Source organism: Streptomyces violens, assembly GCF_000717745.1.
Classification (GTDB): domain Bacteria; phylum Actinomycetota; class Actinomycetes; order Streptomycetales; family Streptomycetaceae; genus Streptomyces; species Streptomyces violens.
This window is the reverse complement of record NZ_JOBH01000002.1, coordinates 294,351-320,248: the sequence shown is the minus strand read 5'-3', so window position 1 is coordinate 320,248 and position 25,898 is coordinate 294,351. Positions and strand designations below refer to the sequence as shown.

27 protein-coding genes are annotated in these 25,898 nt (G+C 72.0%); 8 read left to right on the top strand and 19 right to left on the bottom strand.

Annotation, left to right across the window (positions count from 1 at the left end; genetic code table 11):
- The first annotated feature begins 57 nt into the window (after nucleotides 1-57).
- From IF04_RS0104745 to IF04_RS0104735, 3 genes are all read left to right on the top strand, one after another.
- A complete protein-coding gene (locus IF04_RS0104745; RefSeq protein ID WP_030251367.1) occupies nucleotides 58-555 on the top strand; it encodes a winged helix-turn-helix transcriptional regulator in 498 nt (165 codons plus the stop codon).
- A 118-nt stretch (nucleotides 556-673) separates the two neighbouring features.
- A complete protein-coding gene (locus tag IF04_RS0104740) occupies nucleotides 674-1,204 on the top strand; it encodes an SRPBCC family protein (protein WP_030251364.1) in 531 nt (176 codons plus the stop codon).
- Entirely contained in the window at nucleotides 1,204-2,262 is a 1,059-nt protein-coding gene (locus IF04_RS0104735; protein ID WP_030251361.1) for an LLM class flavin-dependent oxidoreductase, read from the top strand. The genes IF04_RS0104740 and IF04_RS0104735 overlap by 1 nt, the downstream gene beginning before the upstream one ends.
- 10 nt (nucleotides 2,263-2,272) lie before the next feature.
- Here IF04_RS0104735 and IF04_RS0104730 read toward each other — a convergent pair whose 3' ends face one another.
- From IF04_RS0104730 to IF04_RS0104720, 3 genes are all read right to left on the bottom strand, one after another.
- Nucleotides 2,273-2,779, bottom strand: coding sequence for a DinB family protein (locus tag IF04_RS0104730; protein ID WP_030251358.1), 507 nt, complete (start codon nucleotides 2,777-2,779; stop codon nucleotides 2,273-2,275).
- 106 nt (nucleotides 2,780-2,885) lie between these two features.
- On the bottom strand, nucleotides 2,886-4,382 hold the full coding sequence (locus IF04_RS0104725; RefSeq protein ID WP_169746109.1) for an amino acid permease: 1,497 nt from the start codon (nucleotides 4,380-4,382) through the stop codon (nucleotides 2,886-2,888).
- A gap of 172 nt (nucleotides 4,383-4,554) precedes the next feature.
- Complete coding sequence (locus IF04_RS0104720) at nucleotides 4,555-6,096, bottom strand: UxaA family hydrolase (RefSeq protein ID WP_030251352.1); 1,542 nt, start codon at nucleotides 6,094-6,096, stop codon at nucleotides 4,555-4,557.
- A 172-nt stretch (nucleotides 6,097-6,268) separates the two neighbouring features.
- Between IF04_RS0104720 and IF04_RS0104715 the strand changes: the two genes are divergently transcribed.
- On the top strand, nucleotides 6,269-7,189 hold the full coding sequence (locus IF04_RS0104715) for a dihydrodipicolinate synthase family protein (RefSeq protein ID WP_030251350.1): 921 nt from the start codon (nucleotides 6,269-6,271) through the stop codon (nucleotides 7,187-7,189).
- Between the two features lie 12 nt (nucleotides 7,190-7,201).
- Here IF04_RS0104715 and IF04_RS0104710 read toward each other — a convergent pair whose 3' ends face one another.
- The 3 genes from IF04_RS0104710 to IF04_RS0104700 all read right to left on the bottom strand — a co-directional run bounded on the left by IF04_RS0104710 (nucleotide 7,202) and on the right by IF04_RS0104700 (nucleotide 9,487).
- Nucleotides 7,202-7,894 (bottom strand): hypothetical protein, encoded by a 693-nt coding sequence (locus IF04_RS0104710; RefSeq protein WP_157847608.1) that lies wholly within the window; start codon nucleotides 7,892-7,894, stop codon nucleotides 7,202-7,204.
- On the bottom strand, nucleotides 7,879-8,481 hold the full coding sequence (locus IF04_RS0104705; protein ID WP_245654271.1) for a sigma-70 family RNA polymerase sigma factor: 603 nt from the start codon (nucleotides 8,479-8,481) through the stop codon (nucleotides 7,879-7,881). The genes IF04_RS0104710 and IF04_RS0104705 overlap by 16 nt, the downstream gene beginning before the upstream one ends.
- Before the next feature lie 133 nt (nucleotides 8,482-8,614).
- The gene (locus IF04_RS0104700; protein ID WP_037958277.1) at nucleotides 8,615-9,487 is read right to left on the bottom strand and encodes an MEDS domain-containing protein; all 873 of its coding nucleotides are present in this window, start codon (nucleotides 9,485-9,487) and stop codon (nucleotides 8,615-8,617) included.
- A gap of 291 nt (nucleotides 9,488-9,778) precedes the next feature.
- On the opposite strand from IF04_RS0104700, the gene IF04_RS0104695 reads away from it, so the two are divergent.
- Nucleotides 9,779-10,303, top strand: a complete 525-nt coding sequence (locus IF04_RS0104695; RefSeq protein ID WP_030251337.1) for a hypothetical protein — start codon at nucleotides 9,779-9,781, stop codon at nucleotides 10,301-10,303.
- Between the two features lie 97 nt (nucleotides 10,304-10,400).
- Nucleotides 10,401-10,637: a hypothetical protein gene (locus IF04_RS0104690; protein WP_051830697.1), complete on the top strand. Its 237-nt coding sequence runs from the start codon at nucleotides 10,401-10,403 to the stop codon at nucleotides 10,635-10,637.
- Nucleotides 10,638-10,648: 11 nt separating this feature from the next.
- Here IF04_RS0104690 and IF04_RS0104685 read toward each other — a convergent pair whose 3' ends face one another.
- Genes IF04_RS0104685 through IF04_RS0104665 form a run of 5 tightly spaced genes read right to left on the bottom strand, consistent with a single transcriptional unit; the run spans nucleotide 10,649 to nucleotide 17,510 of the window.
- Nucleotides 10,649-12,331, bottom strand: a complete 1,683-nt coding sequence (locus tag IF04_RS0104685) for a right-handed parallel beta-helix repeat-containing protein (protein WP_245654270.1) — start codon at nucleotides 12,329-12,331, stop codon at nucleotides 10,649-10,651.
- Entirely contained in the window at nucleotides 12,328-13,311 is a 984-nt protein-coding gene (locus tag IF04_RS0104680; RefSeq protein WP_078599849.1) for a UDP-glucuronic acid decarboxylase family protein, read from the bottom strand. The genes IF04_RS0104685 and IF04_RS0104680 overlap by 4 nt, the downstream gene beginning before the upstream one ends.
- Nucleotides 13,308-14,651 (bottom strand): UDP-glucose dehydrogenase family protein, encoded by a 1,344-nt coding sequence (locus IF04_RS0104675; protein WP_037958274.1) that lies wholly within the window; start codon nucleotides 14,649-14,651, stop codon nucleotides 13,308-13,310. The genes IF04_RS0104680 and IF04_RS0104675 overlap by 4 nt, the downstream gene beginning before the upstream one ends.
- Entirely contained in the window at nucleotides 14,648-15,712 is a 1,065-nt protein-coding gene (galE, locus tag IF04_RS0104670; protein WP_030251323.1) for a UDP-glucose 4-epimerase GalE, read from the bottom strand. Before galE ends, IF04_RS0104675 begins: the two co-directional genes overlap by 4 nt.
- A gap of 22 nt (nucleotides 15,713-15,734) precedes the next feature.
- Nucleotides 15,735-17,510 (bottom strand): glycosyltransferase family 2 protein, encoded by a 1,776-nt coding sequence (locus IF04_RS0104665; protein ID WP_078599915.1) that lies wholly within the window; start codon nucleotides 17,508-17,510, stop codon nucleotides 15,735-15,737.
- A gap of 194 nt (nucleotides 17,511-17,704) precedes the next feature.
- On the opposite strand from IF04_RS0104665, the gene IF04_RS0104660 reads away from it, so the two are divergent.
- Nucleotides 17,705-18,418, top strand: a complete 714-nt coding sequence (locus IF04_RS0104660; RefSeq protein WP_030251318.1) for a TetR/AcrR family transcriptional regulator — start codon at nucleotides 17,705-17,707, stop codon at nucleotides 18,416-18,418.
- A gap of 437 nt (nucleotides 18,419-18,855) precedes the next feature.
- Here IF04_RS0104660 and IF04_RS0104655 read toward each other — a convergent pair whose 3' ends face one another.
- The 6 genes from IF04_RS0104655 to IF04_RS0104630 form a co-directional block, all read right to left on the bottom strand.
- Nucleotides 18,856-19,776 carry a sugar phosphate isomerase/epimerase family protein gene (locus IF04_RS0104655; RefSeq protein ID WP_030251314.1) on the bottom strand — a complete coding sequence of 307 codons (921 nt, stop codon included), beginning with the start codon at nucleotides 19,774-19,776 and terminating at the stop codon, nucleotides 18,856-18,858.
- Nucleotides 19,777-19,904: 128 nt separating this feature from the next.
- Nucleotides 19,905-20,600: an HAD family hydrolase gene (locus IF04_RS0104650; protein WP_030251311.1), complete on the bottom strand. Its 696-nt coding sequence runs from the start codon at nucleotides 20,598-20,600 to the stop codon at nucleotides 19,905-19,907.
- Nucleotides 20,601-20,676: 76 nt separating this feature from the next.
- Nucleotides 20,677-21,441, bottom strand: coding sequence for a phosphatase PAP2 family protein (locus tag IF04_RS0104645; protein WP_063829434.1), 765 nt, complete (start codon nucleotides 21,439-21,441; stop codon nucleotides 20,677-20,679).
- 92 nt (nucleotides 21,442-21,533) lie between these two features.
- Nucleotides 21,534-22,469, bottom strand: coding sequence for a M56 family metallopeptidase (locus IF04_RS0104640; protein ID WP_030251305.1), 936 nt, complete (start codon nucleotides 22,467-22,469; stop codon nucleotides 21,534-21,536).
- Nucleotides 22,470-22,594: 125 nt separating this feature from the next.
- Nucleotides 22,595-23,152, bottom strand: coding sequence for a DUF5134 domain-containing protein (locus IF04_RS0104635; protein WP_030251302.1), 558 nt, complete (start codon nucleotides 23,150-23,152; stop codon nucleotides 22,595-22,597).
- Between the two features lie 165 nt (nucleotides 23,153-23,317).
- Nucleotides 23,318-23,710, bottom strand: a complete 393-nt coding sequence (locus IF04_RS0104630) for a VOC family protein (protein WP_030251299.1) — start codon at nucleotides 23,708-23,710, stop codon at nucleotides 23,318-23,320.
- Between the two features lie 112 nt (nucleotides 23,711-23,822).
- Here IF04_RS0104630 and IF04_RS0104625 point away from each other — a divergent pair, with 112 nt between their 5' ends.
- Entirely contained in the window at nucleotides 23,823-24,365 is a 543-nt protein-coding gene (locus IF04_RS0104625) for a GNAT family N-acetyltransferase (protein WP_030251297.1), read from the top strand.
- A gap of 10 nt (nucleotides 24,366-24,375) precedes the next feature.
- Here the strand turns inward: IF04_RS0104625 and IF04_RS0104620 are convergent, their stop codons facing one another.
- Nucleotides 24,376-25,059: a glycerophosphodiester phosphodiesterase gene (locus IF04_RS0104620; protein ID WP_030251294.1), complete on the bottom strand. Its 684-nt coding sequence runs from the start codon at nucleotides 25,057-25,059 to the stop codon at nucleotides 24,376-24,378.
- A 215-nt stretch (nucleotides 25,060-25,274) separates the two neighbouring features.
- Nucleotides 25,275-25,829: a helix-turn-helix transcriptional regulator gene (locus tag IF04_RS0104615; RefSeq protein ID WP_037958437.1), complete on the bottom strand. Its 555-nt coding sequence runs from the start codon at nucleotides 25,827-25,829 to the stop codon at nucleotides 25,275-25,277.
- Nucleotides 25,830-25,898 lie beyond the last annotated feature (69 nt).

Genomic DNA, 25,898 nt, shown 5'->3' with positions numbered 1-25,898 from the left:
TTCCGTACGGCGTTCGCCTGCTGGGTCTTCTCACGAGACGGTCCGTATCCTGGCGGCATGAGGCGGACATCCTTTGCCCACTGGCCCTGCTCGATCGCCCGCACGATGGACCTGCTGGGCGACTGGTGGACGCCGCTCGTGCTGCGCGAGGCGTTCTACGGGATCCGGCGGTTCGACGCGTTCCAGGAGTCGCTGGGGATCGCCCGCAACACCCTGACGGACCGGCTGCGCCGGCTGGTGGACGAGGGGCTGCTGGAGAAGCGGCCGTACCAGACCGAGCCCGTGCGGTACGACTACGTCCTCACCGAGAAGGGCCGCGACTTCTACACCGTGCTGCTGGCCATGAACCGGTGGGGCGACCGCTGGCTGGCCGGTGAGCAGGGGCCGCCGATCGTCTTCCGGCACGACGCGTGCGGGCACGACAGCCACGCCGAGGTGGTCTGCGCCGACTGCGGCGAGCCGATGACGGCGGAGAACACCCACGCCCGGCCGGGCCCCGGCTATCCGCCGAAGCTGGCCGAACGGCCGGACGTACGGGAGCGGTTCGGCCACTGAGCCACCACTGAGGCACCACGCCGCATTGGCGGTGCTTACCCTTGACAGGTGAGTCCAACTACGCAACTTTGGAGGTCAGAGCCCCGCCAAGGGGTAGTGCTGAGGAGGCTTGCCAGGCATGGAGTGGACGGGCGCGCGGTACGCGGACGGGCCGACGGTCGAGGTGGACACCTGGGTCGGCGCCCCGCCGGAGCGGGTGTGGGAGCTGGTGTCCGACGTCGAGCTGATGCCGGAGCTGAGCGCCGAGCTGCGGTCGGCGCAGTGGCTGGACGGCGCGTCGGGGCCGGCCCTCGGCGCCCGCTTCGTGGGCCACAGCGCCCATGAGGCGCTGGGGGAGTGGCAGACCACTTCGTACGTCGTGGAGTGCGACCCGCCGCGTGCCTTCGCCTGGGCCGTCGAAGACCCCGAACACCCCAACGCCACCTGGCGGTTCACCCTCGCCCCCGAGGACGGTGGCACCCGGCTGCGGCAGTGGGTCCGGCTGGGCCCCGGCCGGTCAGGGCTCTCGCTGGCCATCGACCGCATGCCGGAGAAGGAGCAGAAGATCGTCCACGTACGGCTGCGGGAGTTCGAGCGGAACATCACGGCCACGCTCGGCGCGCTCAAGGAACGGGCCGAGCTGAGCGGCTCCCGGAAGGCGGGCGCCTGATGCGTACCGCGACGACGATCGAGGCGTCCGGCGGCCCGTGGCCGGAGCTGGTGGATTACGTCACCGAGGCCGAGAAGCTGGGCGTGGACATCTGCTGGGTGGCCGAGGCGTGGGGCTCCGAGGCGCCGTCCCCGCTGGGATACCTCGCCGCGCGCACCGAGCGCATGCTGCTCGGCTCGGGCATCATCCAGCTCGGCACCCGTACGCCGATGGCCATCGCCCGCGCGGCGATCACCCTGGCGCAGATCTCCGGAGGCCGCTTCCTGCTCGGGCTCGGTCCGTCCGGGCCGCAGGTGATCGAGGGGCTGCACGGCGTGCCGTTCGCCCGGCCGCTCACCCGCATGCGGGAGACCGTCGAGATCGTGCGGCAGGCCGCGGCCGGCGAGAAGATCGCTTACTCCGGGCGGGAGTTCACGATCCCGCTGCCGGGCGGCGAGGCCAAGCCGATGCGGCTCTCGATGCGTGCCGAGCACGACATCCCGGTCTACCTGGCCACCCTCTCGCCGAAGATGCTCCGGCTGACCGGCGAGGTCGCCGACGGCTGGCTGGGCACGTCCTTCGTGCCCGAGGGGGCCAAGGAGGCGTACTTCGACCACCTGGACGCGGGGCTGGCCGCCGCGGGGCGTACCCGGGCGGGGTTCGACGTCTGCCAGGGCGCCGAGGTGGCGTTCGCCGAGGACGAGGACGCGCTGCGCGCGATGGTGGCCGGGCGGAAGAAGGAGCTGGCCTTCAGCCTCGGCGGCATGGGCTCGGCGAGCACGAACTTCTACAACCGCGCGTACAGCCGCCAGGGCTGGGCCGAGGTCGCGGCCGAGGTGCGGGAGCGCTGGCAGGCCGGGGACCGGGACGGCGCCGCCGGGCTGGTCACCGACGAGATGGTGCTCGGCACGACGCTCATCGGGACGGTGGACATGGTCCGCGCCCGGCTGCGGGTCTGGCAGTCCGCGGGCGTCGACACCGTACGGCTGTACCCCGCGGGCGACACCCTCGACGCCCGGCTGACCACCCTCGGCCGCGCCCTGGACCTCGTACGCGAGGTGACCGCCGAGGCCGGATAGCCGTCGGCCGTCAGAAGCCCACCGCCCCGTCGATCCCCTCGCGCAGGAAGTCGGCGTGGCCGTTGTGGCGGGCGTACTCGTGGATGACGTGCAGCATGACGAAGCGGAGCGAGACGTCCTTGTCCCAGCGCGCGAAGTGGCCGGTCACGTCGAGCGAGGGCGCCGCCGCTTCGATGCGCTGGGCGTGGCCGACCTCGGCCTCCCAGGCCGCGAACGCCTCGGACGGGGTGGCGCCGCTCGCGTCGAACGCGGCCTGGACGTCCCGCTCGGGCGACCAGAGGAAGGGGACGTCCTCGGCGTCGATGACCCGGCGGAACCAGGTGCGCTCCACCTCCGCCATGTGCCGTGCCAGGCCGAGCAGGGTCAGCGTGGACGGCGGCATGGAGCGGCGGTGCAGCTCCTCGTCGGTCACGCCCGCGCACTTCATCGCGAACGTGGCGCGGTGGAAGTCGAGGAAGGCGCGGAGCGTCTCCCGTTCCCCGCCCCGCAGCGGCGGTATCACCCGGTCGTCCTTGATCGCCGGCTGTCCGGTGGTCGCCGACTGCTCGTTGGTCGCCGACTGTTCGCTGGTCACGTGTGGTCCCCTCCCCGGGGCCGCGTCCTGCCGCGGCCCCGGCGTGAGGTTAGCCCGCTTCGGTCTTCGCCGCCGGAGTTTCCTCGGTGCGCTTGCCCAGCACGCTGTGCCGCCGGCCGTATCCGAAGTACAGCGCGAGGCCGGCCGCGAGCCAGACCAGGAAGCCGATCCAGGTGACGACCTGGAGGTTGAGCATCAGGTAGAGGCAGCAGAGCAGCGAGATCAGGGGGATGACGGGCACCCAGGGCGTACGGAACGCGCGGGGCAGGTCGGGGGCCGTGCGCCGCAGGATGAGCACGCTCGCGGAGACCGCGGCGAACGCGAACAGCGTGCCGATGTTGACCATCTCGGCGAGCAGGTCGAACTTCAGGAACGCGGCCAGGCACGCCATGATGACGCCCAGCACCCACAGGTTGATCTTCGGCGTGCCGTGCTTGGGGTCCACCTTGCACAGCGCCTTCGGCAGCAGCCCGTCGCGGGCCATCGCGAAGACGACCCGGCTCTGGGAGCGGAAGCAGATCAGGCTCACGGCGGTCAGGCCGACCACCGCGCCCACGCTGATGACCGTGGCGAAGGCCGGGTGCCCCTTGGCCGTGAAGGCGTCCGCGAGCGGCGCCTGCACCGACAGCTCGGAGTAGTGCTGCATGCCGGTGACCACCAGGCACACCGCGACGTACAGCACGGTGACGATGATCAGCGAGGCGATGATGCCGATCGGCAGGTCGCGCTGCGGCTTACGGGTCTCCTCGGCGGTCGTCGCGACCATGTCGAAGCCGATGTACGCGAAGAAGACCATCGCGGCGGCGCTCAGGATGCCGGCCACGCCGAACGCGGTCGGGGTGATGCCGGTGAGCACCTGCAGCAGCGGGGCCTGCAGCCCGGCGACCTTGCCGGTCGGCGCGGCGTCGGGCACGAAGGGGTGGTAGTTCGCGGTGTCGATGAGGAACGCGCCCGCGATGATCACCAGCAGCACGATGGCCAGCTTGATCGCGACGAGCACGTTGGTGACGCCCTTGGACAGCTTGCCGCCCGCGATCAGTACGCCGGTCAGCACGAGGATGAGCAGCGCGGCCGGCAGGTTCATCACCGAGCCGTCGCCGCCGCTCAGCGCGGCCGGCAGGTGCACGCCGATGCCGTTGAGCATCGAGTTCAGATAGCCGGACCAGCCGACCGCGACCACCGAGGTGGCCAGCGTCAGCTCCAGGCTCAGCGCCCAGCCGATGATCCAGGCGGGCAGCTCGCCGAGCGAGGTGTAGGAGTACGAGTAAGCGGAGCCGGCGACCGGCACCGAGGACGCGAATTCCGCGTAACACAGTGCGGCGCAGGCGCAGACCGCGGCGGCGACGACAAAGGAAAGCGCCACGGCCGGGCCCGCCATGTTCCGGGCCACCGTGCCGGTCAGTACGAAGATTCCGGTGCCGAGAATGACACCCACCCCGAGGATCGTGAGATCCAGCGCGGAAAGATCACGGCGAAGGCGCTGTTCGCCTTCTCCGCGGGCCTCCTTCAGCGCGCGTTCCAGGGGTTTCTTTCGTAGCAGACTCACGGTGGTTATCCGAACTCTCAGGGTTACCGGGAACAAAGGGTGGTGTTCCCGAGCAGGGAGTGTCGGACAGCCGCGCAGCTCACCGCAACGCGACGCCCCGGTGTCTCACATCCTGATACGCCTCGTCCGCGCCCGTATTTCTCCGGTCACCTCACTCGCATGACCGTGTCACTCACATCACCGTGCCGATATGCCACGGCACGAATTCCTCCTCGCCGTATTCCATTGATTCGCTCTTCGTGGGCTCGCCCGAGGCAACCGCGAGGACGCGTTCAAAAATGACCTGCCCCGTTTCCTCGACGGTGCTGGTGCCGTCGATGATGCCGCCGGTGTTGATGTCCATGTCATCGGCCATGTGCTCGAACAGCGGGGTATTGGTGGCGAGTTTCAGGCTCGGTACGGGCGCGCATCCGAAGGCCGAGCCGCGTCCGGTCGTGAAGCACACCATGTTCGCGCCGCCCGCGACGATGCCGGTCACCGAGACCGGGTCGTAGCCGGGGGTGTCCATGAAGACGAAGCCCTTGCCGGTGACGGGCGCCGCGTAGTCGACGACGTCGGCGAGGGCCGTCGTGCCGCCCTTGGCGACCGCGCCGAGCGACTTCTCCAGGATGGTGGTGAGGCCGCCCGCCTTGTTGCCGGGGGAGGGGTTGTTGTCCATCGACCCGCCGTTCTTCGCGGTGTACTCGCGCCACCACGCGATCCGCTCCAGCAGCTTCTCGCCGACCTCCTTGGTGGCGGCGCGGCGCACGAGCAGGTGCTCCGTGCCGTAGATCTCCGGGGTCTCGCCGACGACGCCGGTGCCGCCGTGCCGGACCAGCCGGTCGACCGCGTTGCCGAGCGCGGGGTTGGCGGTGATGCCGGAATACGAGTCGGAGCCGCCGCAGTTGGTGCCGAGGATCAGCTCGCTCGCGGGCACGGTCGTCCGGCGGGCGCGGTCGGCGGCCGGCAGCATGGCGGTCAGCCGCTCGACACCGGCCGCCACGGTCTTCTTCGTACCGCCGAGCTCCTGGATCGTGCTCGCGGAGACCGACAGGTCCGCACGGAGCGGCAGTCCGTCGGTCAGCGCCGCGATCTGGTTGTCCTCGCAGCCCAGCCCGAGGAGCAGGAAGCCGGCGAAGTTCGGGTGCATCAGATAGCCGCGCAGCACGCGCCGCAGTACCTCGATGCCCTCGCCGTCCGCGGCGAGCCCGCAGCCCTGGCCGTGGGTGAGCGCCACGACGCCGTCGATGTGGTCGTAGTCGTCCAGCACGCCGGAGTACCGCAGCCGCGCGGCGATCTGTTTGGCGGCGGTGGCCGAGCAGTTGACGCTGGTGAGGATGCCCAGATAGTTCCGGGTGCCGACCGAGCCGTCGGCGCGCACGTACCCCTGGAAGGTGGCCCGCTCGGACTCGGGGAGCGGCTCCACCGGCCGGGCGTCCACGGAGAACTCGTAGGCGCGCTCGAACTCCCGGTACTCCAGGTTGTGCAGGTGGACATGGTCGCCGGGCGCGATGTCCGTCGCCGCGAAGCCGATGATCTGGCCGTACCGCAGCACGGGCGCGCCCCGGCGGACGGCGCGCAGCGCGATCTTGTGCCCGCGCGCCACGCCGTCCCGCAGCAGTACGGTCTCCCCGCCCGCGTCGACGGCGGTGCCCGCCGGGATGTCGGCCGCCGCGACCGCGACGTCGTCCTGGGGCTGAAGGCGGAGGGCACGGGCGGCTGCGGGCGGGACCATGAGCACCTCGATACGTGGGCGGGAGCGGCCGGCGGGTCGGATGTTCTGACGCGCTCTCACGTATGCCCGGGCACCCGCTCATTGACGCCGCTCAGAAGGCGGCTTTACGCTCCCGCTCAACAGGTCGGACAACGTTCGGTATTTCGAACCGAACGCGATCAGAGAGGCTCCCATGCTGACGACGCCCCTGAGCGGTGTGATCCCCGTCGTCCCGACGGTCTTCGACGACGAGGAGGAGCTGGACCTCGCCGGGCTGGCCCGGGTCGTCGACTACCTCATCGACGGCGGCGCCGACGCGCTGTGCGTCCTCGCCAACTACTCCGAGCAGTTCTCGCTGACGGACGAGGAACGCGACCAGGTGTGCCGTACCGTCCTCGAACGCACCGCGGGGCGCGTCCCGACGGTCGTGACGACCAGCCACTACAGCGCCCGCGTCGCCGCCCGCCGCAGCCGCGAGGCGCAGGCGATGGGCGCCGACATGATCATGCTGATGCCGCCGTTCTTCGGCGCCACGATGGCGGTCCCCGAGGCGGCACTGACCGAGTACTTCACCACCGTGGCCGCCGCCACGGACCTCCCGCTGATGGTCCAGGACGCCCCCATGTCCACCACGCCGCTGTCCGTCGGCGTCCTCGTCCACCTGATCAAGGAGGTGCCGCAGCTGCGGTACGCCAAGATCGAGACGCCGGGCGCCGCCGACAAGCTCCGCACCCTCATCGCCGCGGTCGGCGACCGGCTGGAGGGCCCGTTCGACGGCGAGGAGGCCGTCACGCTCATCCCCGACCTGGACGCCGGCGCGGTCGGCACGATGTCCAGCTCGACCGTGCCCGACCGGCTCGGCCGGATCGTCCGGCAGTACCACGCGGGAGACCGGGCCGGCGCGGTCGCGGACTGGGAGGAGCTGCTGCCGCTGATCCACTACGAGAACCGGCAGTGCGGGCTGCGCGCGCAGAAGATCCTCCTGGCGGAGGGCGGCATCATCGGCTCCGAGCGCACCCGCGCGCCCTTCGGCCCGGTACCGCCCGCGACTCGCGCCGGGCTACTCGAACTGGCCCGGCGGCACGATCCGTTGGTGCTGCGCTGGGGGCGGTGACGGAGGCTCTGCTCAGCCGGACGCGGTCCCGTCGGGTGCGGTGCCGTCCGGCGTGTGGCCGCTGGACCGCAGTGGTCGTACCGGGAGGTCGGCGACCAGCCGGCCGTCCTGGTCCTCCACCAGCAGGGACTTGATGGAGTCGCGGGCCATCGCGGTCATCATGCGGGTACGGGCACCGGGACCCGGCGCGGTGAGACTGCCGGCGGGTACCCGGTTCCCGTCGGCATCGGCCGTCATCATCCGGTACGTCCGGCCGGGCGTGAGCCCGGACAGGGACACCGGCACCTCGGTGCCCCACGGGTGCGGGATCATCAGCCCCTCGCGGGCCACCGTGACGACGTCCACCGGGCCGCTGTCCCGGTCGTGCACGGCCACCGGTACCAGGATCGCGATCGCGGCCAGTACGGCGGCGGCCGCCAGGACGGCGAGCCGGCGCGTGCGCCGGGGCCAGGGGCGGGACGAGGGCGCGGGGACCGGTACAGCCGAGGGGAGCGGGAGGAGCCCGGGCGCGGGCAGTTGCGACGGCGCACCCTCCGCGCGCTCGAACGTCCGCACCACCCGGCGCACGCCTTCGCACTCGGCCGCGCACTCCTCGCACCCCGCCAAGTGCCGGGTCAGGGCGGCCGGCAGCGGGCGGCCCAGCAGCAGGAGTTCGGTCGCCTGCGAACGGACCGCCTGGCACAGGGCACTCATGGGGCCAGCCATCCGTTCTCCTCCAGGATGCTCCGTAGCGCGCGGACACCGTAATACAGCCTGCTGCGCATGGTGGCCGCCGGGATGCCGAGTTCGGCGGCGAGGTCCGCGCAGGTCCGGCCGAGGAAGTAGACCTCCACGACGGCCTGCCGCTGATCGTCGGAGAGCCGCAGCAGCGCTTCGTCCAGCTCGATGCGGGTCAGCAGGTGATCGAAGACATCGGTGCGGACCGGCTCCGGCTCCTGCTGCTCCCGGCGGTCGGCGCGGTCGCGCACGGACCGGCGGCGCACGGCGTCGACCACCGCGTTGCGGGCGATGGCGAAGAGCCAGGTGCGCAGCGTCGCGCGGGCCGCGTCGAAGCCGTCGGCCGCGCGCCAGGCGCGGATGAAGGTCTCCTGGACCACGTCCTCGGCGAGCTGGTGGTCGCCGAGCGCGTTGAGCGCGAAGCCGTACAGCTCGCCGCCGTACCGGTGGTAGGCGATCCGTACGTCCGCCTCCCCGGCCAGCGTCTCCTCGACCGGCGCGTCCCCGGCCGGCGGCTTCGCGCCGGGCGCGCCGGCCGTCCCGCGGCGGCGCACGCGCCGGAGCAGCCCGCCCACTACCGGCTCCGCCCCGGAAGTCCCGCCCACCGCACACGCATGCGCCCGTCCTCCTCCAACGCCGAGAGTCGATCACCGTCCCAGGGAGTACGCGGCGCGGACGCTCCGCGTTGAAGCCACCCGCAGAAAATCTTCAGGAATCCTCGGTCAGGACGACATGATTGAGGTACCGGCTCCCGAGGCCCACGAGCAGCCTGGCCTTGTCGCGGTCCAGGCGTACTTCGATACGGCCGTGCCGGTGCGCGTCGGTGGCCAGGCTCAGCAGGTCGGACGCGCAGCCGACGCTGAGGAAGTGCAGCCGGGAGAGGTCCACGACCAGATGGCCGTCGTGCGCCGAGCGCTTGAACGCCTCGCGCAGCGCGGAGATCCAGTCGATCTGGGTGGCCATGTCGGCCTCCCCGATCAGCCGGACGGCGCCCGCCGCGTGCAGCGCACGCAGCGCGCCCGGCCCGTCGAGCAGGTCGTGCGGGTGGGCCGCGTGCATGGCGTCGAGCACCGCGGGCTCGAAGGCGCTCGTGTCGTACGCGCAGATCTCGCTGTAGGAGCGGGCGGCGAAAAGATGCGCCGTGTTCTTCTCGCGGGCCATCACCTCCTCCACGTCCGCGCCGAGGTCGGCGACCCAGCGCATGTCGATGTACGTGCGCAGTCCGGCGTAACGCTTCGCGAGCGCGCCGGCGATCTCCTCCTGGAGGCGCCGCCACTGGCGGGTGGGGGTGAAGCGGTCGTCGGGGTGGAGCAGCATGCCCATGCTGGCGAACACCAACTGGCCGCGGGCACAGACGTGGTCGAGCGAGGGGCCGTGCTCCTCCAGCCGTTCCCGCACCGTGTCGCGGTCGGCCTGTGGTGCGGGGCAGATGATGACCTTCTCGCCGCGCGCCAGTCCCGACCACGCGTACGCGGCCACCAGGTCCCACCTCGGCCGCTCCGTGTACCGGCAGAACGCGTGGTCCCCGGCCCGCAGTCGCTGTACGGGCAGTGTGCCGCGCCGCATCGCCTCCCCGGCCATCGTCCGCCGCCTCCCGACCGCACCACCGCCCGGACTGTGCCGTACGCCAAGCCCAGCAGAACGTAAACGACCGCGCGCGCTCCGCGCCGAGTCGTGCACCAACTGCCCGACTGTGCAAGAAAACCGCTTACCCGAGCCCTCTACCAGAACGAACCGGTGCCGAACCCGAACGAGAGCGGTCGGCTCCGGTCCACCGCCCCGCGGCATTGACCCCGACCCTCCCGCCCCTTACGTTCACCCTCCGGCGCGCGGCACGGAACGCGCGTCGTCGGCTTTCCGAAGGAGGCCCAGGTGTCCGTCACCATTTGTTCCCTGCTGTGGGACGCGAAGCGGCACGGCGCACGTACGCAGCAGATCTCCTACGACTCCGACGGCTACCACCTCGTCCGCTTCCCCTACGGCACCTCGGACGAGAGCTACGACCCGTGGCGCATGCACGACCCGGCCAACGGCGGCGGCGACCCCTCGGCCTTCCCCGACGCCCGCTCCGGACTGATATGGCCCAGCCACGAGGGCTGGGGCGTGCTCTCCGCGATGGTCTTCTGGTCCGCCGACTCCCGCCCCAACGAATACCGCGCCCGCTTCGTCCGCGACCCGCTGAACAGCGCCGGCGGCTATGACTCCACGGCCACGACGGACACCTGGAAGACCGGCGGCGGCCAGTACAAGACGTACATGTGGCAGATCTTCGTCCACCCCGGCACCCCGCTCGGCCTGAAGATCTCCGCCCGCGGCAGCGGCGACACCAAGGTCCGCGTCCCGATCACCCACGCCCAGTTCAAACTGGCCATCCACACGGACGTGAAGCGGCCCTGAGTGCTGGACGGAGCAGGCCGGGTGGAGCCGGGTGGTGGCGGTGAGCAGCGGGAGTACGCTGAAATCAGTCCCGTGACAGAGAGGCGGTGAGGCGGCCATGGACACCGGTATCACCATCGCCGTCATCCTCGCGATGATCGTCCTGGGGGCGCTGCTGATCCACCGCCTGAACGACCAGCAGACCGGCCGGATCGCGGCACACCCGCACGGCCACCGCCTGCATTGGCACCGGGCCCTGCACGGCCACCGGGTCCTGCCGCGGCACCGGGGCCTGCCGGGTCACCGGCGCCGTCACGGCTCCACCGAGCCGCCGCCCCCTGGGGCACATTCGTAGTTCCGTCAGGGTCAGTCCGCCGCAGGGCGGGCGGCCCCGATCGGCGGGGGTGTGCCGACGGTGTGGCCGAAGTAGTCGGTCTTGCCCGGGTCGGTGTCGAAGTCCTTCCGCAGGTCCAGGCCCTTGCCCTGCAGGGCGGGGCAGTCGGGGACGAGCAGCCGGGCGTCGGCGGCGGAGCGGATGTCCGGCAGCGCGCCGCCGGTGAAGCAGGGCCTGGCGGTCAGGCCGGTGGGGCGGTCGTCGGCGGTTTCCTGGGAGGTGGCGGCGCGCCAGTCGGGCAGGGCGTAGTAGGCGCGGCCCGCCCAGCTCACCTTCCACTTGCTTTGCGGGGCGCGGTAGTTGTTGCCTTGCAGGACGACATCACGGAGGTCGAGGCCGCTCTCCGCGGCGACCAGCGGGGAGCCGTCGGTGACCAGGAGGTTGTTGCGCAGGGTGACGCCTGTTTCGCCCCTCTCCAGCTGTACCGCGGGACCGATTCCGTTGGGGGAGGCCGTCATGATCACGGTGTTCTGGTAGATCCGCAGTTTCCGGATGTCCGTGCCGTGGACGGCCAGCCCGCCGTGGCTGGGCAGCTTGCGCCCGTCGTTGTTGCTGATGTTGTAGCGCATCGTGTTGTTGGTGTGGGCGCCGTTCGCGTGGCGTGTGTAGGCATAGAAGCCGGGGCCGTCGTTGTGGAAGGCCAGGTTGTACTGGATCGTCGCGTCCGAGACGCTGGAGTCCAGCCCGAAGCCGGAGCCGTCGACGCGGGATCCCGTGTGGTTGCGGTAGGCGGTGTTGTGTTCGAGCAGCACTTCGGTGGCGTCGTAGGCCCAGATGCCCGCCGGGCCTGCGGGCGCCTCGGCTGCCGCGCGCTTCCCGTTGTCGTGGGCGCTGGAATGCCGCACCGTGGCGTCGCGTACACCGCCGAGGATGATGCCGTTGCCGGTGTGGCGGTCGTTTGCCGTGGGGTCGCCGGGATTCCGGTACGCCTGGACGTCGGCGATGTCGACGTTCTGGTGCGCGTAGCCCGGGTCACGGGGGTCGAAGGTGGGGCCGTAGGTCAGCAGCCCGGCGTCCTTGTTGGCGTGCAGGCGTGCCGTGCGGACCGTCACGTCCTTGAAGCCGGTCCGGCCGGCCCCGCCGCCGACCGCGATACCCACCTGGAAACGGGAGACATCGACGCCGGAGACGGTGACATGGTCCAGCTTCGTCCCGTCCCGGAGGTCGCTGTAGACGTTGATGCCGCTGTCGCGGGTGTAGGCAGTGCCCTTTCCGGTGAGGGTGAGGTCGCGGATGTCCACCCCAGCGGTGTTGTGCACGGAGACGGCGGGGCTTCCGGTGGCCTCGATGGTCGCGTGTCCCCGGCCGTACGATCCGATCACCACGGGCCGGTTCGCGTCTCCCGCTTCGCCGCGTTTGACGGCGATGGTGCCGGAGAACCGGGCGCCGCCCTTGAGCAGCAGCCGGTCGCCGGGGTGGAGTGCCACGCGTTCGGCCCGCGCGAGGGTGCGCCAGGCCGTGCCCGGTGACGACCCTTTGTCGCGGTCGTCACCGCGCGGGCTGACGTAGTACGTGTGGGACACCGGCGGAGGCGGGGAGTAGTGCGGCGTTCCGGCGCAGCCGCTGGCGGCGATCACCAGGATCGCGGCGGTGAGGGCGCCCGGTGCGTAGCGTGCGGGGGCGCTGTGCGCGGCTGTCCGGCGCATCGTGCTCATGCCTCCACGGACTCCTGGAACGCCCGGTACGACGCTCCGTCCAGGGGTGGCGGACAACGCCCGGCGAACCAGGCGACCGTGTTCCGCAGGCCCTCCTCAAGGGGGATCACCGGAGCCCAGCGGAGCTCCTCGCGGGCCCGGGTGATCACGGGGCACCGGCGGGTCGGGTCGTCGACCGGCAGCGGGCGGTGCTCGATGCGGGAGGGCGAGCCGGTGAGGCAGAGCACGAGTTCCGCGAGCTGGCGGACGGTGCGCTCGCTGGGGTTGCCGAGATTCACCGGGCCGCTGTGGGTGCTGTCGAGCATCGCCACGATGCCGCGGACGAGATCGTCGACGTAGCAGAAGCTGCGGGTCTGGCTGCCGTCGCCGTAGAGGGTCAGCGGGTGGCCCGCCAGGGCCTGGCGGACGAAGGTGGACACCACCCGGCCGTCGTGCGGCCGCATCCGGGGGCCGTAGGTGTTGAAGATCCGTAGGATCCCGACGTCGACGTCGAGGCTGCGCCGGTACGCCATGGACAGCGCCTCCGCATACCGCTTGGCCTCGTCGTACACGCTGCGCGGGCCGACCGGATTGACATTGCCCCAGTAGTCCTCGGGCTGCGGGTGGACCGCGGGGTCGCCGTACGCCTCGCTGGTGGAGGCGAGGACGAAGCGGGCGCCGTGCCGCTGCGCCAGCCGCAGCGCGTTCTCCGTCCCCCGGCTGCCGACGGACAGGGTCTCCAGCGGCAGCCGGTGATAGTCCGGGGGCGAGGCAGGGCTGGCGAGGTGGGCCACGGCGTCCACCGGTCCGCTCACGTCGAACGCGGCTGTCACGTCGGCGCGGCCGAGCCGGAAGCGGGGGTCCCCGATCAGATGGGCGACGTTCGCCGGTTTGCCGGTGGAGAAGTTGTCCAGGCACCATACCGTGTCTCCTCTGCGGAGCAGGGCTTCGCACAGGTGCGATCCGAGGAATCCGCCACCGCCGGTCACCACGACCTTCATGACGCGCCTCCCGCGAGCGCCGCTGACGGGGCGAGCCACGGGCGGCCGAGCGCGTGCAGCGTCCAGCCGGCCAACGACCAGGGCTCCGCGTCGAGGCTGTTGCGGGCGTCCAGGATGAGCGGGTCGCGCACCACGGCGGCGAGCGCCGCGGGGTCGATCTTCCGGTACTCGGGCCAGGGCGTGAGATGCAGGACCAGGTCCGCGTCCTCGCAGGCCAGGGGGACGTACGGGGCGTACGTCAGGTCGGGGTGGGCGGTGCGTGCGTTGTCGAGGGCTTCCGGGTCGTGCACGCGTACGGTCGCGCCTTGCCGCTGGACGGCCGCCGCGACGGCGAGCGCCGGCGAGTCCCGTACATCGTCGCTGCCCGGCTTGAAGGCCGCACCGAGGACGGCGATCCGCCGTCCGGTCAGGGACCCGCCGAGGAGCTGCCGTGCCCGGTCGACGGTGCGCCGCCGCTGCCGGGTGTTGATCCGGTCCACCTCGTGCAGGAACACCACCGCCTCACCGGCGCCCAGCTCCTCCGCGCGGGCCGCGAAGGCCCGGATGTCCTTGGGGAAGCAGCTCCCGCCGTAGCCGAGCCCCGGCTCCAGGAAGCGGTCGCCGATCCGGGTGTCCGCGCCGATGGCCCGGGCGAGGACCGAGGCATCGGCGCCCGCGGCGTCGCACACCTCCGCCATCGCGTTGATGAAGGAGATCTTGGTCGCGAGGAAGGAGTTCGCCGCCACCTTGACCAGTTCGGCGGTGGCCGGGTCGGTACTGAAGAACGGCACACCCACCCGCAGCATGGGGCCGTAGATCTCCCGCAGGACGGCGTCGGCGCGCCGGGAGGAGACGCCCACGACGAGCCGCTCGGGGCGCATGGTGTCCCCGACCGCGCAGCCCTCGCGCAGGAATTCGGGGTTCCAGGCGATCTCGGCGTCCGAGCCGGTCGCGGCCAGCCGCCTGCCGAGCCGGGCCGCCGTGCCGACCGGCACGGTGGACTTGCCCACGATCAGGCTGCCCTGGCTCAGATGCGGCGCCAGGCCGTCCACGACGGCATCGACGTACCGCAGGTCGGCGGCCTCGCCGTCGGTGCGCTGCGGGGTGCCGACGCATACGAAGTGGGTCCTGGCGAAGGCGGCGCCTTCCGCGAGGGAGGTGGAGAAGCGCAGCCGGCCGGAGCCGACGGCACGGGCGAGCAGCTCGTCCAGGCCCGCTTCGCGGATGGGCGCGCGGCCCGACGACAGGGCGGCGATCCGTTCGGCGTCGATGTCGATGCCGAGGACCTCGTGGCCGATGTCGGCCATGCACGCGGCGTGCACCGTTCCGACGTATCCGGTGCCGATGACGGTCATTCTCATGGTGTTGCTCCTTGATACGCACGCTGCTGCGCCCGGCCGGCGTAGCCGTGGGGGTTGTGCTGCTGGAATCGCCAGGCGTCCTGGCACATGTCGGCAAGACCGCGGGTGGCGCGCCAGCCCCAGGCGCGTTCCACCGCGGTCGGGTCGGCGACGAGTTCGGTGACGTCGCCGGGGCGGCGGGGCACGACCTGGTAGGGGATGGGGCTGCCGCAGGCCGCCTCGAACGCGGCGATGACTTCGAGGACCGTCCGGCCTGCTCCGACGCCGAGATTGAACACGTGCATACCGGGGCCGTCGGCGAGGTGCTCCAGCGCGACGCGATGGGCCTCGGCGGTGTCCATGACGTGGAGGTAGTCGCGGATCGCAGTGCCGTCGGGGGTGTCGTAGTCGGCGCCGAAAACGCTGAGCCGGTCGCGCCGGCCGTCGGCGACCTGCGCCACGTACGGCACCAGATTGCCGGGAGTGCCGCGGGGCACTTCGCCGAGCAGCCCGCTGGGGTGGGCACCGACCGGATTGAAGTACCGAAGACACAGCACGGTGAATTGCGGGCAGCGGCGGCACACGTCGGCGAGGACCTGTTCACAGGCCCATTTGGACGCGGCATAGGGGTTCGTGGGCCGGGCGGGGGTGGTCTCGTCCAGTGGCCCGCGTCCGGCATCGCCGTAGATCGAGCACGAGGAGGAGAACACCAGCCGGTGCACCCGGTGCTCCTGCATCGCCCGCAGCAGGCTGGTCGTCCCGCCGATGTTGGTGTCGTAGTACTCGACGGGCAGCTGCATCGACTCACCCACGGCTTTACGGGCGGCGAAGTGCACGACGGCGTCCACGGAGTGGCGGTCGAAGACGGCCGAGAGAGCGTGCCGGTCACGGATGTCCACGTCGTAGATGGCGTCGATGTGACGGCCGGTGAGCCGTTCCACGCGGGGGAAGACGCGCGGTGTGCTGTTGGCGAAGTTGTCGACCACGATCAGTTCGTAGCCGTGGTGGAGCAGTTCGGCGCAGGTATGGCTGCCGATGAAGCCGGCTCCGCCGGTGAGGAGGATCGTTGGGGGTTTTTTCATGGCCCGGTTCCTTCAGGTGAGCTCACCGGCTCAGGACGGCGAGGGCGTAGGCGGGGAAGAATGTGAGGGCCGTGGCGAGCGGCAGCGTCGCCAGCAGGCCGATGGCGAGGGGCAGCCGGGCGGTCGGCAGAGCGGAGACGAACCGCGTGCCCGCCGCCCGGGCCGCTTCCCGGACATGGAGTACGGGGACGGCCACGGTGACCGCGGCGTAGGCCATGGCGGCGAGGATGCAGAGGAAGACATAGCCGGCCGACGGACTGGTCAGCTCGCCCAGCACGGCTGTCCCGGAAAGGGCCATGGACAGTGCGGCGAACGGGGCGATCAGCCGGGCGAGCAGCGGCCGCGGCCCGCCGGTGTCCTTGGGGGTGACCTTGAACGTCACCGGCCGGGGACGCACCTTCTGACGGATGGCGCCGCCGACGCCCCAGATGACGAACGGCCAGCGGGCGAGCGAGAACAGCCAGGTCTCCCAGCTGATGAGGGGGGCGGTACGGGGCCGCAGGAGCCCCCAGCGGCGCATCAGGTACAGGGTCAGCAACAGCCACACGGGCATGCACCAGAAATGGAGGAGGAAGTCGAAGTAGTTGACGTTCATCCAGGGCAGGCCGGTGATCACCGCGATCGGCGGGAGGGTGAGCCCGCCGACCATCATCAGGCCGAGCAGGGGGTAGTACGACAGCGCGTAGGCGAAGCGCATGCGCAGCAGGGCGGGCAGCCGGCCCAAGTGGCGCGGCAGCAGCCCCAGCAGCATGGTCGTGAGGCTCCGGGACCACTGGTACTCCTGGGTCACCATGTCGGCGAAGGACAGCGGGCCGTCTCCGTGCGCCTCGGCATCGATGGCGAAGGCACCGTGCCAGCCCGCCGAGTTGAGCAGGAACGTCGTGGAGAAGTCCTCGGCGAGTTCGGGGCCGAGGCCGCCGATCTCCCGCAGTGCCCGGGTCCGTACGGCGTAGTGCGAACCGATGCACATGGGTGCGAGGCCGTCGCTGTGGCCGAGTTGGAAGGCACCGTGCAGGATGGCCTCGCGGTGGGACCGCCCCCGGGCGGCCCAGGAGACCGCGTCGTTGGCGTCGCACATGCTGGGCGCAGCGACGTAGCCGATGGCGGGGTCATCGAACGGGCGGACCATCTGGGCGAGATAGGTCGGGGCCGGCACATGGTCGCAGTCGAGTTGCGCGACGACGGCGTACCGCCGGTAGCCCCAGTGGTCGTAGAAGTAGGCCAGGTTGCCTTCCTTGCAGCGGGTCCGGCGCGGCCAGTCGGCCCGGTGGTACGGGGTCACGCCGCGCCGGCAGGACACCTGCACGCCGTGCCGCCGGCACCAGTGCTCGATCTCTTCGGTCGGGTCCTCGTCGCAGAGCCACACGTCGTACGCGTACGGAAACGTCTGTGCCAGCATCGCTTCGAGCGTCCGCCGGACGGTGGGCCAGGGCTCCGACGGGGCGCGGGTCACGACGAAGGCGACCGGCAGCCGGGGAATCGGCAGGGCCGGATCGACCCGGCGCAGGCGGACGGCGATGGCCAGGAAGTAGCTGGGCAGGGCGGTGAAATAGAGCAGGAGGGCGCTGTTGACGAGCAGCCCGGCCCAGCCGACCCGGTGCTCCGGTTGCAGCCACCACAGCCAGAACCAGGTGAAGGCGGCCGCCCAGGTCACGGCGAGCACGATGACGGCCGCTCGGTCGAGCCGGGGGAGCGCGGGCACGAAGGTCGTCGGCCGGACGGTACGCATCGGGTACGGACGCCCGAAGAGCGGGCCGCCGGTGGTGACCCGGGCGACATTGCCGTCCGAGATCGACATGAGGTGGCGCTCCAGGCGGGAGACTTCCGCCGGCGCCGAATCGCTGTGCGTCACGAGGACGCTCCTGAGGGAGAGGGAGCTGTACGCTCACGACGTATGTTTACGCCGTATATGTACGACTTTGACCCCATTACTCCGTAGGGTCAAGAGGTTCAAGAGGTTCAAGAGGTTCAAGAGGTGACCTGGAGGCAGCCATGGAGGACGACACGCAGGGCGGCGCGGGCCGGCGCGCCAGTGACCGGGGGCGGTACGGGCGGCTGACCAGGGAACGCGTGCTGGTCACGGCGCTGGAAGTGGTCGACCGCGACGGACTGTCCGGCCTGAGCATGCGCAAGCTCGGCGCGGAGCTGGGCGTGGAGGCGATGGCCCTGTACCGGTACGCGGCGAGCAAGAGCGAGCTGCTGGACGGGCTGGTGGAGGCGTTCTGCGGGGAGCTGGAGCAGGTGCTGGGGGAGGAACCCGAAGCGGCCGGGGCGCAGGGTGCGGACTGGCGGCGGGGGCTGCACCGCATCGCGCTCGCCACCTACCGGGTCGGGCTGCGCCACCCCCATGTGGTGCCGCTCCTCGCCACCCGTCTGCTGTCCACCCCGCTGGCCCGGCGGCCCCCGGCCGTGCTGCGCAGCGACGAGCGCGTGCTGTCGCTGCTGCACGCCGCCGGTATGAACGACCGCCGCACGGTGTCCGTCCACCGGGCTTTCACGGCGTGGCTGCTCGGATACCTCATCGTCGAGCTACGGGCCATGGACGACGACCCCGCCGAGCCGGATCCGGCCTTCCGGCTCGGCCTGCACCGGATGCCGGCCCAGGAGCTGCCCCGGCTGCGGGCGACCGCCCTCGCCCTCGCCGAGCGCGGCGGCCCGGAACAGCTGGCCGCCGGGCTCGACGCGCTGCTCGACCGTTTCGACTAGCCGGTTTCAGCGGCCCCAGCGGGACAGTCCGCGCTGGACCAGCGTCCGGGCGTTGTGGGCCGGGAGGTCGTACGGGTCGTGGTCCGTCGTGTCGATCTCGGTGACGTGCCAGCGGATGCCGGCGGGGGCGTGGCGGAGGGCTGTGGAAGGGTCGGCCTTGCCCGTGCCGATGGGGGTCTGCGGGAGGTCGCGTCGCGCCGGGCCGTCCTTGAGTCGAGCGAGCGCCGCAGCCCGCGTAGGTGTGCCTTCCGGTCGGCGGCGGGCCGGTCGGGCGAGCCGAGCCCGAACGGCTCCACGTGCCGGAATCCGATGCCGGCCAGCCGGTCGAGTGCGGCGTCCCGGTCGGCGGCCAACTGTGGGGATCGGGGGTGTCGTGCTCAACTTCGGTGGCTCCTGTTGCTGCCGTACTGCGGTGGCTTCTGGTGATACCGATACGGTCAGTCGACGATGAGGGGCCGCAAGGTGCGGTGCGCGATGCGCAGGCCCTGCGTCACGCGCTCCTCATCGCCGCTCCAGACGGGGTCCTCGTGCTCGACGGAGAGCGTGCCGGTGAAGCCGTGCTCGTACAGCCGGTCCACGATGCGCGCCCAGTCGACCTGCCCCAGGCCGGGCACGCGGTAGCGCCACCAGCCCGTCTCCCACGGGTTGCCGCCCTTGTCGGCCTTCCCGAAGAACCCGTACCGCTGCCGTGCCCGCGCGTCGAGTTCGACGTCCTTCGCCTGCGCGTGCACGATCCGGTCGGCGTACGGCGCGATGGTCTCGACCGGGTCGATGCCGATCCAGGTCAGGTGGGAGGGGTCCCAGTTCAGATAGAAGCCGAGGGAGAACATCCACTCCCACAGCTCCGGCGAGTACGCCAGGTTCCCCGGGTAGCCGTCGGGATGCCACCCCTCCATGACGCAGTTCTCGATGATGAGTTTCACGCCGCGTTCCCCGGCGTACTCGACGAGTTCGGGGAGGACACGTTCGGCCTCCGCGAGGTTGTCGGCGACCGGCTTCGTCCAGTCCCGGCCGATGAAGGTCCCGACGTACGGGACGTCCAGTCCCTGCGCGGCGTCCACGGCATGCCGCAGATGCGCACGGATCTCCTCGCGCCGGACCGGATCCGGGTGCAGGTTGTTCTCGTAGTACGCCAGCGCCGACAGCTCCAGGCCGTGCCGGTCGAACAACTCCCGTGTCTCCTCCGCCTGTTGAGGGCCGAAGTCGGCGACGGGTAGATGGCTCGCTTCGAAGTCGCGGCCGCCGGTGCCGGGCCAGACGGCGACCTCCAGCGCCTCGTAACCGGCTCCGGCGGCCCAGGAGGCGATGCGCTCCAGGTCCCAGCCGGGGAGGCAGGCGGTCAGCATTCCAAGTCGCATGGTCACACCTTCGTCCAAGTGCCGTCGTGTTGGGACTGCAGGACCGCCTAGACGAGGCGCACGGACCGCAGCCCGCCGCGCCCGTAAAGCGTCAAACCGCGCGCTTGGCGGGAGCCGTACGGGACCCGTCAGTCGACCAGGGTGAGCACCGGGCCGAGGCCGTTCGGGCGGTCGGGGGCCGGGAGGTGGTCGACGGGGAGGTAGCCGCAGCCGAGTGTTTGCGCGCCGCCGTCCGCGCGGCGGTCGTCGCCGACCATCAGGACGTCCTGGGGAGCCAGCCCCAGCTCGCGGCAGGCCAGTTCGAAGATCTGCGGGTCCGGCTTCTGGATGCCGTGCTCGAAGGACAGTACGTACGTGCTGATCAGCGGGTCCAGGTCGTGCGCGCGCAGTACCGGTCGCAGGTCCCAGCCGATGTTGCTCACCACGCCGGTCGCCACGCCGCGGTCGCGCAGCGCGCTCAGCACCTCGGCGGCGTCCGGGTACGGCGCCCAGGCGGCCGGCGACTTGTGGCGGACGTAGAGCGCGTCGTACAACTCCTCGGAGGGGAGCGGCACTTGGCGGGCCAGCGCGGTGTACAGCTCGCGGTGGTGCTCGGCCGAGCGGTCCCGGATCCGCCACAGCTCCTCCAGGCCGGCGGGCAGCCGCTCGGGCGAGGAGCCGCCGGGCAGCGCGCCGGCGTGGTCCAACTCCCTTGCCGCGTGGTCGAATTCGTCCTCGGTCATGGTGGTTCCGGTCGCGTCGAGCGCCGCGCGCAGCCAGGTGGCGACCGGCTCGATCCGCAGCAGCGTCCCGGAGAAGTCGAAGAGCACGCCCTTGTACGCCATGGTCACCATCCTGTCCTGTACGGCGGCCCGGGCCAAGGGCATGCGGGGGAGGGGCGGGCGCGGCAGCCGGGCGTGCTCAGTGGGCATCGGGCGGCGTGGTGGCCGGGCCGGAGGGCTTTTCGGCGTCGGGCGGCGTGGTGGCCGCGGCCGAGGCGAGGCGGGTGTAGAGGCCGGCCGCGGCGGCCACCAGCGCCGCGCCCAGCAGCCAGCCGGCCAGGACATCGGAGAGCCAGTGCACGCCGAGGTACAGGCGGGTGCAGCCGACGCCGAGCACGGACACGAAAGCCAGCGCGGCCACCACCCGGCGCCACACCACGGGCGCGCCGCGCTCGGCCAGTACCCACAGCGCCAGCCCGCCCGCGACCGTGGCGGTCATTGCGTGTCCCGACGGGAACGAGGCGTAGTGCGCGGAGTCGACCGGGTCCGGCCAGACCGGGCGCGGCCGGTCCAGCAGGGCCTTGATGCCCTGCTGGAGCAGCGTGCCGACGACGGACGTGGCCGCCACCCACGCGGCGAGGACGCGCACCCCGCGCCACACCAGCCACCCCACGAACACCACCAGCACCGCACGCATCGTCCAGGGGTCCCAGATCCAGTCGGTGAGGATGCGGTTCGCCTGTGTCCAGTCCGGCGACGCGCGCGCCATCCGGTGCAGGTCCCCGGCGACGGTCCGGTCCGTGTGTGCCAGTGGTGCCCAGCGGACGGCCACGAGGATGCCGAGCGCCACGGCCGCGGCGGCGAGCCACCCCGCCGTGTGCAGCGCCCGCCCGCCTGCCGTGGTGCCGGGCGGCGTGGCCGTCCCGGGTGCGCTGTCGGTGCCGGAGGATGACGGAGTACCCATACTCCGATCCTGGCCGAACCACCCCGGCCCCGGCCACCTCTCAGCTGCACCGATGCCGCGCACCGGCCCCGTACCGCCCGATCACGCCGCCGTCAGGTGAGGGCGCTCAGCCCCGGTACGAAGGTGATCAGCAGGGGGAGGACCGGCACCAGGGCGGCCACGGCGGTCATGCCGAGCCGGCGGACCGGCGTGAGGCGGGCGGCCGGGGCGAGCAGCCGGTCGACCCGCGCCGGAACCTGCGCGCACTGCGCCGGGCAGGGGCCGAAGACCCCGCGGTCCTCGTTCAGTTCGACCAGTGCCAGGGCGGTCGTCAGCCGTCCGAAGCGGCGCGACGCCATGTCGTCGGCGCACAGTTCGACGAGCCGGTGCACCTGGTCCTGGAACGCCGCGAAGACCGGCACCTGCGGGAACCCCACGGCCAGCGCCGTCGCGCAGTGCAGCAGCAGATGGTGGCGCGCCCGGGCGTGGCCCTTCTCGTGCGCGATCACCGCGTCGAGCTGATCACCCTTCAGGCGGCGCAGCGCGGCCGTGGTGACGACCAACTGGGGCGACAGGCCGGGCAGCCACCACGCCTCCGCGCGGTCGCCCTCCAGCACCACGAGCGGGTCGTCGGTCCGCTCCTCGCCGGGCAGCAGCGGGGAGCGCAGCGCCACGTCGGCACGGCGCTGCTTGCGGCGCGCCCGCGAGGCCCGCACCTCCCGCGTCAGCACGACGGCGGTCCACGCACCGCCGCACGCGAGGAGGACGGCCAGCGGGGCCGCCCAGAAGCCGTAGGCGCCGAGCGCGTAGGCCTCGATGACGGCGCGCGGGGCGAGCGCGAAGACGTTGCCCCGCACGGCCTCCCAGGCCGCCGCGGCGCTCAGGGCCATGGCCAGCACACAGCACAGCAGCACACCGGCGACCACACACTGCCAGACCCACAGGGCGAGCACCGGCTCGCGGTCGGGCCAGTCCGCGCGGGCCATCAGGCGCGGCGCCATTGCCGCCGCCAGCGCGCCGAGGAGGATCAGCGCGAAGGGGACCATCATGGCCGTCACCTTATGGCGGGAGGCTACTGGGAGGTACGGTCTTGCCGCGGAAGTGACGCATGACACCGACACATGAGGGGTGAGGCGCTCAGCAGCGCTCAGCGCCCAGGCCCGGGGTCCAGCGCTCACACCGTCAGCAGCATCGTGAACATCCCGACGCTCATGGCCGTGCGGCAGGCGTTCAGCAACTCGGGGCGCGGCACGGCGGGCAGGCCGCCGGCAGGGACCACGGCGGGCGCCGGTATCAGGCGTATCCCGGAGGCGACGGCGTGCACTGCGAAGTACGCGAGCAGCAGCCCTGTCAGCACGGGTATCCCGCCCGCACCGCCGTGGACCGCATGGCCCGCGTGCCCGGCACCGGTCTGCGCCGTCGCCATCACCAGCGCCATGTACACCATGGCGAGCGAGCCCACCGCGTGATGCGGATGGCGGGCGGCGAGGGCCCACAGGCCGGTCGCCCCGAAGGCCGCCACAAAGGCCCATGCCGACCAGCCGGGGACCGGCACGACGGCGGCCGGCAGCGCCATCGCCGCCATGCCCAGCGCCATCAGCCCCTCGCCGCGCGCCTGTCCGCGCCGGGCCGGGTCCCGCTCCGCCCCCGCGCGCGAGCGCATGAGGCAGTACGCGCTCGCCGCTGCACACAGCGCGACCAGCAGCCAGCCGGCCATCGTCGGTCCCTGCACGGCGTACCTCCCCCTGGAGCACGTACGCGAACGATCTCTTCCGCTCGCAGGATGCCCGCCGGGGCCCCGCTTCACGGGAGCGCACAGGCGCACTAGGGAGCGCGTGTGCGATTACCGCGCGATTGCCGCACGAGGGCTCTCGTATCCGCCTCGCGGATCCGCCGCTCAGATCCCCGGCCGGTAACGCAGCGGATGGTCCGCCGGGACCTCCGTGAGGACGATCCGGTGGCCGTCCGGGTCGGCGATCCACATCTCGATCAGCCCCCACGGCTCCTTGACCGGCGGCCGCAGGATCTCCACGCCGCGCGCCGCCAGTTCCTCGTGCGCCGCCGCCGCGTCCGCGACCTGGAGCCAGAGCTGGAGCGTCGCGGTGGGCGGCTGCTCGGAGCGGCCCGAGACCTCCAGGAAGCCGCCGCCCAGGAAGTACACGACGCCGCGCTCGGGCCCCGTGCCGAACTCCCGGTACACCGGGAGGCCCAGCGCCTTTCCGTAGAACTCCCGCGACCGCTCGGGATCGGCCGGCCGCACCAGAACTCTGCTGCTCAGTACCTGCACCATGCCATGGACCCTACGGGCTGCCCGGCTTCCGGAACACCGCGACGTGCGGCCGGGCGCGCTTGTTAGCCTCGTGCCCGCCGGCCCCGCCCGCCCGAGAGGACCCCCGCCCGCCATGGCCACCACGCCCGCACCCGAGCTGACCTTCCGCGCCGCCACCGCCTCCGACGTCCCCGCGCTCGTCGACCTCATCGAGTCGGCGTACCGGGGCGACGCCAGCCGGGCCGGCTGGACCACGGAGGCGGACCTGCTGGCGGGGCAGCGCACGGACCCCGAGGGCGTCGCCGCGGTGGTCGCCGCCGAGGACAGCCGGCTCCTGGTGGCCGAGCGGGACGGCGAAATGGTCGCCTGCTGCCAGCTCGAACACCGCGGTGAGCACGCCTACTTCGGCATGTTCGCGGTGCGCCCCGCGCTCCAGGGCGGCGGCCTGGGCAAGGTGATCATCGCCGAGGCGGAGCGCACCGTACGCGCCGAGTGGGGCGCCCGCGAGATGCACATGACGGTCATCCGGCAGCGCGCCGAGCTGATCGCCTGGTACGAGCGCCGCGGCTACGCGCGCACCGGCCGGATGACCCCGTTCCCGTACGGCGACGAGCGCTTCGGCATCCCGCAGCGCGACGACCTGGAATTCGAGCTGCTGGTCAAGAAGCTGGCCTGAGGCGCGGCCGCTACGCCGTGAAGCGCGTCGCCCGGCGGATCTCCGGGAAGTCCGTGACCACGCCGTCCAGCCCCATCCCGCGGGCGATCCGCAGCTGGTCGTGGGTGTTCACGGTCCAGGCGAGCACCCGCAGGCCGGCCGCGTGGGCGCGTTCGACCAGCTCCAGGGTGAGCCGGCGGATGTTCAGCGAGACGTACTCCGCGCCCACGGTGCGCGCCCGGTCCACGACGTCCGTGCCGTACCGGCTCGCCACCAGGCCCGTGCGGACGCCCGGCAGCAGCGTGCGGACGGCCGCCAGCGCCTCGTCGTGGAAGGAGATCACGTCGACCCGGTCGACGAGGTCGCGTTCGCGCAGCACGTCGGCCAGCGCGTGGGCCGCCGCCACGTCCTTGATCTCGGCCTGCAGAGGCGACCGCACCGCCTCGACGACCTCTTCGAAGACCGGGATGCGCTCGCCCTTGCCCGCGTCCATCTCGCGCAGCGCGGCGAGGGTGTGGTCGGCGATCGGCCCGTGTCCGTCGGTCGTGCGGTCCACGTCGGCGTCGTGCATGACGACGAGCGCGCCGTCCTTGCTGAGGTGCACGTCCAGCTCGATGAGGTCGAGCCCTTCGTGTTCGGCGCGGCGGAAGGAGCGCAGGGTGTTCTCCGGCTCCACACCCATGACCCCGCGGTGTCCGATGGTCAGGAAGGACAAGGCTGCCTCGCTTCTGTGGCTGTCGGCTGTGGCTGGCGGTACGGCACCGGCCCCGGTGCCGCCGGCCGCCGCTGCCACCGGCTGTGGCACGGCTGCCGGAAACGGCGGCCAGCCTAACGGGCCACGCTGACCACGAAGGGAACGCCGGATGTCGTCGCGGCGTGCCCTGCGCGGGCGCTCGCGACCCAGGGCGGGGTACGGGTACCCGAATCCGCTCACCCTTGCGTGGGCGCGTCCTGCGCATGCTGACGGCCGCCCAGCCGCTCCAGGTCGGCGAGCATCGCCTCGGCCAGCTCCAGCTCCGCCAGGTGCTGCCGCTCGCTCCAGCCCAGCGCGACGCGTGGGAAGTCCCACTCCGGCTCCGCACCGGCGTCGGCCAGCGCCTCCCGTACCTCCCGCAGCCCGGCCCGGGTGCGCTCCCGGTGCCGCTCCACGAGGGCGCGCAGCGTGTCCGGTGCGGCGAGGTGCCCGAGCCAGACGCGCAGGAGGAGCGGGTGCTTGAGGACCGCCGGGCCGCAGTCCCGCGTGCCGTCCGCCCAGGCGGCCAGCGCGTCGCGCCCGTCCTCGGTGATCGTGTAGCGGCGCTTGGCCCGTGGCTCGTCCGGGCCCGAGCGCCGCGAGGTGACCAGCCCCAGCTCCTCCAGGCGGCGCAGCTCGGCGTAGATCTGGCTGATGGCCGGCGACCAGTAGAAGAAGCGGAGCGAGGCGTCGGCCCACTTCTTGAGGTCGTAGCCGGTGCGGCCGTCACGGAAGGAGAGCAGCCCGAGCACGGCCCAGGCGGTGACGGGGAGTCGCGGGTACGTGATGGCCCCCTGGCGGCGGTACGGCGTGCTTGCCCG